This window comes from Endozoicomonas sp. YOMI1, from assembly GCF_024606345.1.
In the GTDB taxonomy this organism is placed as follows: domain Bacteria; phylum Pseudomonadota; class Gammaproteobacteria; order Pseudomonadales; family Endozoicomonadaceae; genus Endozoicomonas.
This window is the reverse complement of record NZ_JAHHPM010000097.1, coordinates 1-11,465: the sequence shown is the minus strand read 5'-3', so window position 1 is coordinate 11,465 and position 11,465 is coordinate 1. Positions and strand designations below refer to the sequence as shown.

Sequence of the window (11,465 nt, the reverse complement as noted above, 5' to 3'; positions counted from 1 at the left end):
CCTCAATTTCTCGCAATCCTCGCTACGGGCGCTATTCTCGGACAGCCTCCTAGACAGGTTTGCCGCAAGAGCCTTAGCCAGCTAACTTTGATTTTCACACTATTATTTAATCGTTACTTAAAGGAGTATCCCTGATGGGCGCAGGCCTTCCTAAAACCCCGGAACAGTTCCACAAAATTCCTCATGCACGGCTGGCGATTATCGGCAGCAGCTGGCACAGCGACTGTGTCGATGCCATGATTAACCGGGCTCAAAAAGAGCTGCTGGCGCTGGATGTTAAGCCGGAGAATATCTCTATTCACAAAGTCCCGGGCTCACTGGAACTGCCGCTTGCGGCACGAATTCTGTTTGAAAAAGATCCTGACCTGGATGCTATCCTGGCGTTTGGGGTGGTTCTGAAAGGTATCACCAGTCACGATGAGATGGTGCTTCATGGTGTATTTGAAGGTTTTATGGGTGTAACTGAGCGCTTCGGCAAGCCTGTGATTAATGAAGTGATCGGGGTGGATAGCGTTGAGGATGCGAAAAAAAGATCTGGTGATGATCACATGAACAAAGGCGTAGAGGCAGTCTACGCGACCTCTGAACTGTTGCACTGGGTAAACCAGATAAAAGGATAAAACTTGTTGAACTCAGGTCGGATCACTGCCCCACTTGGCTCTCTCCCAAATCCATAGCGGGTGACAGGTCTGCGTTAACCATGGCCGTTACACAGGAGTCTGACCACACGTTAATGGCACTCTCAAGCATATCAATCAACGCATAAAACGGCAGAATAATAACCAGCAGTTGCAGTGGCACTCCCATCGCGGCCAGAAATGCGCTGGATAACATATAACAGCCCATGGGCACTCCGGCATTACCAATGGCGGCAATACTGGCAATGATTATCCATGAGAGTAACTCCAGGGGCGAGAACATGACGCCATTGCTTTGTGAAACAAACAGAACCGTTATCAATATAAAAGCAGCACAGGCGTTCATATTGACAGTAATGCACAAAGGGAGGCTGAAACGGGCCACTTTGCTCTGAATTCTCATGTTTTTTTCAGCGCATTCAACGGCATAGGGCAGGGCCGCCGCCGATGATTTGGCAAAAAATGCCACGGTTAGTGCTGGCCACATGGCTTTCATGGTTTGCCAGGGTGAAATGCCTTTGAATTTCAGTAACAGTGGCAACATAAGGCCAGCCTGTACGATATTGGCCAGCACTACGCACAGCAGATAGAGCGCAAGGTCCTGGAGAATTTTCTGACTCTGCAGATCGTGGATAAACTGGTTAACGAATGCCCAGACCGCCAGAGGCATGAGTTTGAGGATCAGTCCGGTCATCTTCATGATGGCAGCAAACATACTGTCAAAAAAGGCATGCAGAACTGCCTTATGCCGGTTTTCTAAAGCCATGGTGGCAGCACTGAGCAGAAGGGCCAGAAACAATACGCCCATCACATTCTGAGTATAAAAGGGCTCAATAAAACTGGCAGGAATCACGCCAAGCAGATAAGACCAATAACTGCCAGAGTGGCCTGAAGGTCCGGCAGCTCCGGCTAATGAGCCTGCTTTTCCCGTCGGGGCAATGAATAAGTAAAGAGCAAGGGCAACAGTAGCGGCAACCAGGGTAGTGATCACTGTGTATTTCAGAACCTGGCCACCCAGGCGCTTTACCTCTGACGCTTCGCCCATTCCGGAAAGGGTGGAAACCAGGGCGAAAAAAATAATGGGGAGGCTGATCAGTTTCAGCATTCGAATAAACAGGTCGGATACCACATCACCGGCCTGATTGAACTCATTCAGGTCAAGCCATCCTGTGATCACTCCGAATGATCCGGCTATGAGTAGAATCATAGTGCCATTTATAATGTGTTGTTTTTCCGTGTTTTTTTTACCTGACTGCATAGCTTTTGGGATCTGTCTACTGGATTGAATTATGAGAATAGACACGATTTTTACTGGTTATTATTTTGTTTTGGTATTTACATAGGTTGTTTTGGCGTATTGGTGTGGATAGGTTCATTCTTGATCTAATTTATCATTGTTTGGTTTGCTTGACTGGTTGTGGCTATTAATTTAATCAATGGATTACCACGTAAATTTAGAGGCGAATACTTTTTGGTACTTCTGACCAGTTTTTTTTTGACTACACTACCTACCTCAAAGGCCTGTGCAGCTGCATACTAATGATTCCATACAGTGATGTCTGCTGAATTACTGAGGAACTGAGGAACTGAGGAACTGAGGAACTGAGGAGTAGTAACGTGTTGAGACAAATCCGCTTTTCACTATCCATAGCTGAGCCAGGGTCCGGGCCGACCAGAAAAGAGTGGATCTACCCTAAATGCTCCCTGATCCCGGAGGGCTTTTCCACAGAGGATTCGGATGATGCTGATGAGTACATTCAGGAATGGAACTTTCCCTATCCCGGGCAGAGCGCATTTCCGCGGGTTGATCCTGCTGGCTTGGTTAATAATGTGGCTCTGATGCAGAAAATGAGGCTTCAGGGAGGGAGGCGTACCTATTCAGGGCAGAGCAGAGTTCTGCTTCAAAGATCTGAATCCATCCTTCTAGTCAGTTCGGAAAAATGAACTCTGTTTTTAAAAAGTTATTTTTTATTTCTTTTTATTAGCAATGATAACCTTTGTACAGAAGGAGTATGGAAGCGTCAGCAATGAATACTTAACCGGATTATTCCCATTTCTCAGGATAAAAAGTTCGCTAAGGGTAATGTCCAAAAAGCGCCCACTGACCGCTGGAAATACCTGGCAGTACTTTCCTTACCAGCAACAGCATAGATAGTGAAAGACCCGGCAGAAAAATAATATTAGAATCCTGGCCGAACAAAGCAAACTACTGTGAAGGTCAAATGACAAACCAACCAGCCTTGATCCGGCAGACTTTCCCTGTTGGGCCTCTGCAATGTAACTGTACAATTATTGGTGATCCGGTCACCCGTAAGGCATTTGTCGTGGATCCCGGTGGCGATCCTGACATTATTATGGCAAAGCTTCGGGAGCTGGATTTACAGGTTGTCGCTCTGATTCATACCCATGCTCATCTGGACCATTTCCTTGCCAGTGGCGATATCAAAAAGCAGACCGGTGCGCCAATCTATCTCCATGAGGGGGATAAATTCCTCTGGGATAACCTTGAAATGCAATGCCGTATGTTCGGTGTTCCTTATCGCCCGGTTCCAGATCCGGATTATTGGTTAAAAGATGATGAAGAACTACCGTGCTGTGAAGGTGTGGCCATGCACACTCCCGGGCATACGCCTGGTTCCATGTGTTTCTGGTTTGCCAGGCCAAAGCTTCTTATCGCCGGGGATACGCTGTTCCGCCGGTCAATTGGACGAACAGATTTATGGGGCGGGGATTACAAAGCTATTGAACGGTCGATCAAACAAAGAATCTATAGGCTGGACGAAGAAGCTACTGTGGTCGCCGGACATGGTCCTGATACCACAATAGGTGAAGAAATCCGGGAAAATAGTATTATTCGCCTCCTGTAAGTTTTGAGCCGAATTCAGGGGAAAACCATTATGCCATTGAAAAAATTATTTGCCGTCGCAACTCTGTTGACGGGAACGTTGATAGGGTCTTTGCTGGCAGGCTGTCAGACAACCAATCCCTACAGCGGTGAACAACAGGCCAGCAAGTCAACCAGGTATGGCCTTGGTGGTGTTCTGGCGGGTGCTGCTATTGGTGCTATCGCCGATGGTGGTGATGGTGCCCTGAAAGGCGCCATCATTGGTGGTGCTGCAGGTGCCGGTTATGGCCACTATCTGGATCGGCAGGAAACAGCACTGAGAGCTGAGCTGCAGGGAACTGGTGTGCAGGTATACCGCCAGGGTGATGAGCTGAAACTGATCATGCCATCCAATATCACTTTCGACTCCAGCAAATCTGATATCAAGTCTGCTTTCTATCCGGTGCTGGGTTCTGTGTCGAAAGTGTTCAGGGAGTATGACCGTAACATGATCGAAGTGGTTGGTTACACCGACAGTACCGGGGGGGATAAGATAAACGTGCCTCTGTCCCAGGGCCGGGCTGACAGTGTTGCCAACTATATTGCTTTTCAGGGTGTCAGTGGTGACCGCATTGTTGCCTATGGCCGGGGCTCTGCAGAGCCTGTTGCCAGCAATAAAACGGTTGAAGGGCGTGCCAAAAACCGCCGCGTAGAAATCAACCTTCTTCCCGTCCAGCCGCGCTAATGATAAAGAGGCGGAGTTCCCCCCGGGATATTGCACAGGTCTGTGCCTGTCCGGGGAGTGAAGCTCCGCAGTTTATGGCGGGTTAAGGGATGGTATTGGTGTCAGTTGTCGTTTATAGGGAGGGCTGTGGCCTTCTTATAGAAAACCAGAATATTTCAGTTAGTTCTGCAAGCAGCAGGCTCATATGGAGCGACACCTTGAGTGTACAGAAAGAACTCAGCGGCATCTTGATACATTTGCTGCCCGCATGGATCACCTTTGCCAGTTTATTCAAAGTGTTTCAGATTCGGTAATGGTAGCGCAAACTTTTCAATCTTTCCTGAACTGATGAAAAGTGTTTAGGCTCCAGCCGGTGAAATGGCGCTGGCCTGATACTTAAAAACTGCTCGATAAAGAGCGGCAAATGATTGTCTTTGCAGTCGTGCCTACGTTTATCGTCGGCACGGTTTTTTTTATTGGCAAGAAGGATAAATCTCTGGGTTGTGGAGTCTAATGGACGGCTAAAAAAACATAACTTATGTCTAACAGTTAAGAGGAGTGATTTCAGTGGAGGCAAGAGCAGCAAGTTATGACCTTGGGACTTTGCAAGACAGGCTTCGCGAGGACTCAGCTCAAGGGAGTTCTGAGGGACGCGGGTCGGGCTTTATGCGTTGTATAAAAAGGATTTTTTGTCCGTGCTGTATGCGTGAGCCAGACACAATAGACCTGCTGGTTCCTGGCCAGGCACCACTTCGTTTAAATATTCGTGATGAGCCTCAGCTAAGTGACCGGAGTATACGTGAACTTGTTTTACAGTGCCTGCCTGGTAACGCTGGGGATAGTGAACGCGTGGAGATGACCAATGCAGTTATTGAGGGCATATTGGCGAATATCGTCCGGGAGCGCACTATTGTCGGCCAGCAGGCTTCTGCTGAGGAGAGTGAGCCGGAGTATTTACGGATTCTAAAAGCAAATATTGTTCCTTTCGATGAGATGCCAGGCCTGCCCGCTGAGATATCCAGGGACGGGCTGTCTGAAGAGTGTTGTATTGCTTATGCCAAGGTAGATGATCTTGTTGTCTGTAATGGGCGTACATACAGTCATAAATCGTTAGCAGAATTTTATATTTTCAGTAATGGCCTTGATCCCAGGCGAAATCCCATAAATTGGCAAGAGGTTTATAAGGCAGGGTAATTTCATTCAGCAGAGAATGATTGGTGAAAAACTATTCCAGCGACTGACGATCCAATTGCCGGTATTGCAGGGCTTCTCCCAGGTGCGGGCTTAGCACCGAGGCACTGCCTGCAAGGTCGGCTATGGTTCTGGCCACCCGTAAAATTCGATGCAGCCCGCGGGTCGAGATTTGCAGCTGCTCGGATGCCCTGGCGATCAGCCCTTTCTCCCTTTCACCCAGTGCGCAGACTTCAAACAGCTCTCTGGACGACAGTTGGCAATTGATTTTTCCCTGTCTTGCCTGCTGTTTTTTCCGGGCTTTGATGACCAGGTCTCTCAGCTGTTCTGAAGCGGTTTTATCGTTGTTCTGAACAGCAGGCTCCATCATGGTTTGGATAGTCTGCGATGGCACTTCAATCTGAAGGTCAATACGATCCAGTAACGGCCCGGATAATTTGTTTCGGTAACGTCTGATCTGGTCCGGTGAACACCGGCAGGTTCGCTGACTGTCGCCCAGGTAACCACAGGGGCAGGGGTTCATTGCGCCGACCAGTTGGAATCGGGCGGGAAAACGTTCCTGACCTTTGGCCCTGGTGATGACTACCTCACCATTTTCCAGGGGCTCTCTGAGTATTTCCAGCGCCGCGCGGGCAAACTCAGGCATTTCATCCAGGAATAGAACGCCATGGTGGGCAAAAGAGATTTCCCCCGGTTGAGGTATGCTGCCACCGCCCACCAGGGAAACCGATGAAGAGGAGTGGTGCGGTGTGCGAAAAGGGCGCTGCCAGAGGGTGTCCATAGAGCTGGATGTCAGTGAATGTATCGCGGCCACATCAAGGGCTTCGGTCTCTGTCAGCGGTGGCAGCAATCCGGGCAGGCGGCTGGCCAGCATGGTTTTTCCGGTACCGGGTGGACCAAAGAGCAGCAAATGGTGAGAGCCGGTAGCGGCAATCAACAAGGCTCTCTTGGCTTGCTCCTGTCCTTGGACATCCGCCAGGTCTGGATAGTTTGTCTTAAAACCATTCTGGTCGGGTTTTGCCGGTTCAATATGCGTCTTCTCCAGCAGGTAAGCGCAAACCTCCGGGAGACTTCGGGTGCCAATAATCGTGACACTGCTGACCATGGCGGCAACAGCAGCATTCTGCTCCGGAAGAATCAATGCCCTGTTACTGTCTTTGCAGGCTAATGAAGCAGGAAGCACCGCCCGCACAGGACGAAGGTGGCCGGAAAGCGCCAGTTCACCTAGGAACTCTCTATCCCCAAGAGCCTCACCCGGCAGTTGTCCCGAAGCCACCAGAATGCCCAGGGCAATGGGCAGGTCAAAGCGGCCGCCTTCTTTCGGGAGGTCTGCCGGGGCAAGATTTACCGTGATTCGACCATCGGGAAAGTCAAAGCCGCTGTTGATCAGGGCACTTCGTACACGATCCTTGCTTTCCCTGACAGCGGCTTCAGGTAGCCCGACAATATTTAAACCGGGCAGGCCCTGAGAAAGATGGACTTCTACCGAAACCGCAGGTGCACGTATGCCCTGATTTGCTCGAGTGTAAACCTGCGCCAGTGTGGAAGGCATTGTTATTATTGACCGATTAAACAACGTTAAACGATCAAAGATAGCAGCTTATGCCAGAGTTGCTGTCTAAGTTCACGCATGTCTGAAACTGCAATTCAAACGTTCAACAATGATAATCAGGAACTTCTTTTCATCCTTATAGTCAAAACAAAATAAATATTTATATTTACAGCCTCTTGGTTATTAAAAAAATAGCCCCTTGTTGATAAAAAATGATTTTTTTAAAGCGTCAAATTATGAATACCGTTGACTGCTGCAGTAATGCTTTACTAGCGAAGAAACAAATAAAAGATGCGCAAACAGCTGTGTGCAATCCCTCTGATGATAGCGACAATCACCAGTTCATCACGTCTTCTGCCTTTACCAATGTCGCTTTAGCCGAAGTTGAAACGGGAGTAATGCATCTGGCAGTTTCATCCACTGCGGGGTTACTGAAATCAACAGTGGCAAAACACCCCGGGCTACCTCGCTCTGTTACTATTCAACCTTCTGCTGACCCTTTTATTGATGGTCCTTCCCGTCCTGTATCTGACCAGCAACGTCAGTTGCTTGCCTGTTATTTACAGCTGCCAGAGGAAATAACCAGTAAAGAAGAGTTTAACCAAAGGATAAAATTTTCTCGTTGGCTGAGTGAAGCCTGGGTGCTTCAACATACCCGGGCAGAGGTTCTGAAGAGTGTGCTGACGGCTGACCAGGTCAGTGACTATAGATTGTATCTCCAGGATTTGCCTCCGGCTGCAATCACTGCAGCCCTTGCCCTGGACTGTCTGAAACAAAAGCTCAGGCATCTGGATTGGACTTATCAAAATCTCCCGGCCCGGTTGAAAACCCCTTCGTTTAATCAATTTTGCCTTCAGATTGGTGCTCTGCCAGTCAATATCGCCTCTGATTATCTCCAGTCAGTTCAGTATTCTACTCTGGTGGCTACTTGCCCGGATACCCTGAAGTATGTGCCCCCCGAACATCAAAATTATTCCATGTGCCTGGAGGCGATCAAAAACAATCCCAGGTTAATTGAGTTTGTGAATCCTTGTGCGACGTTTTACCCGGAATTATGTTCCATGGCAGTACAGAAATTAAACTTTCTCTGCGACTCTATTTCAGAATCGGTAGCAGATCAGCTGATTGATCAATTGGGAATTACTAGTTTGTACTATATTCCGCAGTCTTTACGTACTTATCAGCGCTGCGTCAAGGCTATCAGGCAAACTGACCTGGTGAAACAGTTTGATTATATCCCCCGCCAAATATTCCTGGAGCACCCGGAGCTGGCCAATGAGGTTTTTCACAAGCAATGGAGTTCTTCACTCCTGAAGCAATTGCCTGATTCTGCAAAAACAGAAGATTTTTGCCAACGATATCTGGATAAATGGCCTGGTTCCATTTCCGGATGCCCCCCATCCTTGATGCGTGCTCATGCTGAATGGGTCGAGCGGGCAATAAGGGCAGGTGCAACTGATTGCTCTATTCCTGAGTCGTTTCTAACGGTGGACTTATATCGGCGCATACTGAGAATCTCCCCCTTTAACTGCTCTGTGCCAGAAAAAAAATTTCAGGATCATCCCGATCTTCTGTTTCTGGCGGCCTGCAGTGGCTCATACTCCCTGAAAAAAATTCCAGCGCCGTTAAAAACCATGGATGTCTGTTGTTTGGCCCTTGAGGCTACCGATCCATATTTAAAAACCATAGAGCATGTGCCTGAATCCCTTCGCCACCAGCTACCTTATGATTTATTGCTGGCCGTTGCCCCTCAATATCTCCCACAGGACATTCGCCAGGCAATGGTCGCCAGAGGGGATACCAGTCTGCCATTGTCCTGCCGACAGCGGGGCAAGCCGATATTGCATCGACACATTTTGCTGGAACCGCTGGAGCCGCAACCTTATGGTGAACTCAAGTTTTCCAGCAGTATATTTTTGAAGAAAACCTTATTAAGCAGTGCTCCGTTTACCCTGCGCAACCTTGCCATGGGGCATGCGCTACAGCAAACCATTGAGCAGCACTGTTGCCAGCAGAAACAGAGACTGGACCAGGCGCAGTTGCCAGTATTGACGCAGCCGTTATCCGGGAATTGTACTGTTTATGGGGGGCGGGCGTTAATGACGAACACCCGGACGGAGACATCCCGTATGAAATTTCTGCGCTCTGGGGAGCCATTGGAAGATTTTTTCCGGGAAGAGGCAGTCCACCGTTTTGTCTGGAACCACGGCCTTGGGGGATCGCTGAAAAGTGAAGTACCCTGGCCTGTCGGGTTGAAGCTGGTACCGGTTGAGCTGATGCCTGAAGACATCTTTGCCGGCTTTCGTTCAAGGCTGGAAACGGTGGCGTTGGGCAGCCGGTGTTTTTATCTGATGTATCAATTCACTACACGCAATCAGGATTACAGCACACTGGCTCATCAGAAAGACCTTTACGGCAACAGTACCCGCGCAGAGCAGGGCTTGATTAACGCCAGTTATGACTTGGGGGTGTGGAGCAGCCTGGGCGCTGTGCACACCTCCACGATCCAGGCGTACCATTCCTTTAAAGATAACCGCCGAGAGCTGTTTCTCTGTTTTATGTTTGACCATGGCCGGGCATTTCCCGGAGCATTAACTGCCTGGGACAGCGAGGCTACTGATGAATCGGATTGGGGTTACTCCGGTTTAAGGGACATTGGCGATATGGAATTTTATCCCGGAATCACTAGCTATTTTGATGCCGCTGATGCTACTGCTTTTATGCCACCAGGCTTTGATCAGCGTGCGGCATTCATGAACGCTTTTTGTGAAAATATGGTGGCAGCGGTGCTCCATTACGCCAGAATGCACCGGGATGACTCGGATTACCATTATAAGGATGCCAAAGGCCGGGCAAAACTCGGTGCTTTTATTGATCAGGCCATCGGGGCCTTTTTATCCGGTCTGGTCGGCAGATCGGTGAAAACCGCAGAGTATTTTGAATCACCGGAAATCTTTCAGCAATGGCTGGAAAAAACCACAGCAGAAACCACATTATGGACTGCCCGGCAGAATCTGAATTCTGACTGTTTTGCCCGCAGCCTTAATGAAAACCGGTGTTATCCACCGGAAGTCTACCCGGATCAGAAAATTACTCCTTACCGATACCAATATCCAGAGGATTACACCAGTAACGGCCAGGATAACCTGGGGAATAATCATGGTCAGTTTGGGTTGACACTGCTGATTCGGGGTCTTTATCAGGTCGCTGCGGTGCTGGCTGTTGAACTCGGTGGTGGCAAGTGAAGCGGTTTATGCCTTTGTTGAGCTTGTGGGTATTCAAGGCTGTTGATGCAACCGCGGTGGCAACAGGGATTTCTGGTTCACATCTTAGAAATCGCTGAATAAATCAGTTGCTGGTTCTCCGGCAATCAAACTCAAAACATAACAATAGGGACAAAGTTATGATGGCAGACTATATCAAGGAGTACTTTCAACACTTTGGGTTAACCCCAGATGTTCAGGAGGTGACCCTGCACCCTCTTCCTATTGAAATGACAACAATCAGACAACGGCAGGAAATATTCTTGTCAAAACTCCGTCATTAGTCAGCGGTTTATCGAGGTAGCACATTACCATCTTATTGCGTAAGCCCATTTTGTGAGGACTGCAAGTCTCACTGATGTTGTGGTTATTCAATGATCTAAACTCTGAAGAGTTATTCATTAATCGTTCACGGAGAGAGCAGATGTCGATAAATGTTAATAATTCTAATGCTGTAGCTGTTAATAATTTAACGACTCAGGCTCCCGTTGTTGATGTTAAGGGGGGCCTTAAAGGAATCTCGGTCACGAAGGCGGATGTTCCCAATCAGCTTCCGGAGGCAAAAGGAGAGGGACCTGGTAATAAGCCCATACAAGATTTTGAGAGTATTACCGCTCTTTCTATGGATCAGGTGAGCAGTCTCCTTAAAGGCAATAAAATCAAGATACAAACCATTCAGGATGCACTGAAAAAGTTTGAACTCGATCCTGACGCAGGAAAAAACTACGAACTAATTCATACGTTAAGTCAGTCTCTTGATAAATTGGAAACAATGCTTAACGAAAGACTGACTGAAAGAAATAATATGGTAGAAGAACTATTTGCAGAGGCAGGCAGACCTATTAATCAGGAAGATATGAAATATGAAAACCTTCTTGATAACCTGGCTGATGAACTGACGAATAAAAGTGACAAGTTTGATAGTAGCTCGCTGCGTGAAAAAGCAGATAAGATTTTCGATCATATCGATAACAAAATAGCACCACTTGAAAAAACTATCAGTGAAACAAAGCAGCAGATTGAATCAGAAAACACAAAACCTCAGGAACTTAAAAAAATGCTGCAAGATACACAAAATAAAATAATGGAAGAGAGCAGAAAAACTATCGACTTTGTAGGTGATAATATCATTAAGGCTCGACTTTAGAGGGTTATGTTTCATGTAACTTCTCAAAAAGTACTGGTAAGCCATCGTTCCATAAAGTCACAGGGCTTATTTACCAAAGCTGATGTACGATGGTGCTTTATATTTACCAGTACTTTTTGAGCACAT

Annotated in this window: 9 protein-coding genes; 7 read left to right on the top strand and 2 right to left on the bottom strand. The window is 47.9% G+C overall.

The genetic code is table 11. The features are described 5' to 3' along the window. The first annotated feature begins 134 nt into the window (after positions 1-134). Positions 135-620 carry a 6,7-dimethyl-8-ribityllumazine synthase gene (gene ribH / locus KDK15_RS03565; RefSeq protein WP_257293991.1) on the top strand — a complete coding sequence of 162 codons (486 nt, stop codon included), beginning with the start codon at positions 135-137 and terminating at the stop codon, positions 618-620. A 22-nt stretch (positions 621-642) separates the two neighbouring features. Here the strand turns inward: ribH and KDK15_RS03560 are convergent, their stop codons facing one another. Continuing rightward, the gene (locus KDK15_RS03560) at positions 643-1,845 is read right to left on the bottom strand and encodes a dicarboxylate/amino acid:cation symporter (RefSeq protein WP_257293990.1); all 1,203 of its coding nucleotides are present in this window, start codon (positions 1,843-1,845) and stop codon (positions 643-645) included. 410 nt (positions 1,846-2,255) lie between these two features. On the opposite strand from KDK15_RS03560, the gene KDK15_RS03555 reads away from it, so the two are divergent. The 4 genes from KDK15_RS03555 to KDK15_RS03540 all read left to right on the top strand — a co-directional run bounded on the left by KDK15_RS03555 (position 2,256) and on the right by KDK15_RS03540 (position 5,380). Beyond that, entirely contained in the window at positions 2,256-2,582 is a 327-nt protein-coding gene (locus KDK15_RS03555; RefSeq protein ID WP_257293989.1) for a hypothetical protein, read from the top strand. 278 nt (positions 2,583-2,860) lie between these two features. After that, a complete protein-coding gene (locus tag KDK15_RS03550; protein WP_257293988.1) occupies positions 2,861-3,505 on the top strand; it encodes an MBL fold metallo-hydrolase in 645 nt (214 codons plus the stop codon). Between the two features lie 30 nt (positions 3,506-3,535). Next, positions 3,536-4,207, top strand: coding sequence for an OmpA family protein (locus KDK15_RS03545; RefSeq protein ID WP_257293987.1), 672 nt, complete (start codon positions 3,536-3,538; stop codon positions 4,205-4,207). A 681-nt stretch (positions 4,208-4,888) separates the two neighbouring features. After that, on the top strand, positions 4,889-5,380 hold the full coding sequence (locus tag KDK15_RS03540; RefSeq protein WP_257293986.1) for a hypothetical protein: 492 nt from the start codon (positions 4,889-4,891) through the stop codon (positions 5,378-5,380). 31 nt (positions 5,381-5,411) lie between these two features. On the opposite strand, the gene KDK15_RS03535 is transcribed toward KDK15_RS03540, so the two are convergent. Then, positions 5,412-6,929, bottom strand: coding sequence for a YifB family Mg chelatase-like AAA ATPase (locus KDK15_RS03535; protein WP_257293985.1), 1,518 nt, complete (start codon positions 6,927-6,929; stop codon positions 5,412-5,414). 236 nt (positions 6,930-7,165) lie between these two features. Here KDK15_RS03535 and KDK15_RS03530 point away from each other — a divergent pair, with 236 nt between their 5' ends. Together KDK15_RS03530 and KDK15_RS03525 are read left to right on the top strand one after the other, a co-directional pair. After that, positions 7,166-10,174: a hypothetical protein gene (locus KDK15_RS03530; protein WP_257293984.1), complete on the top strand. Its 3,009-nt coding sequence runs from the start codon at positions 7,166-7,168 to the stop codon at positions 10,172-10,174. 442 nt (positions 10,175-10,616) lie between these two features. Beyond that, positions 10,617-11,339 carry a hypothetical protein gene (locus KDK15_RS03525; protein ID WP_257293983.1) on the top strand — a complete coding sequence of 241 codons (723 nt, stop codon included), beginning with the start codon at positions 10,617-10,619 and terminating at the stop codon, positions 11,337-11,339. Positions 11,340-11,465 lie beyond the last annotated feature (126 nt).

Coding starts and splice junctions, on each gene's coding strand:
- ribH (WP_257293991.1), top strand. CDS start 135: ATGGGCGCAGGCCTTCCTAAAACCCCGGAACAGTTCCACAAAATTCCT.
- KDK15_RS03560 (WP_257293990.1), bottom strand. CDS start 1,845: ATGATTCTACTCATAGCCGGATCATTCGGAGTGATCACAGGATGGCTT.
- KDK15_RS03550 (WP_257293988.1), top strand. CDS start 2,861: ATGACAAACCAACCAGCCTTGATCCGGCAGACTTTCCCTGTTGGGCCT.
- KDK15_RS03545 (WP_257293987.1), top strand. CDS start 3,536: ATGCCATTGAAAAAATTATTTGCCGTCGCAACTCTGTTGACGGGAACG.
- KDK15_RS03540 (WP_257293986.1), top strand. CDS start 4,889: ATGCGTGAGCCAGACACAATAGACCTGCTGGTTCCTGGCCAGGCACCA.
- KDK15_RS03535 (WP_257293985.1), bottom strand. CDS start 6,929: ATGCCTTCCACACTGGCGCAGGTTTACACTCGAGCAAATCAGGGCATA.
- KDK15_RS03530 (WP_257293984.1), top strand. CDS start 7,166: ATGAATACCGTTGACTGCTGCAGTAATGCTTTACTAGCGAAGAAACAA.
- KDK15_RS03525 (WP_257293983.1), top strand. CDS start 10,617: ATGTCGATAAATGTTAATAATTCTAATGCTGTAGCTGTTAATAATTTA.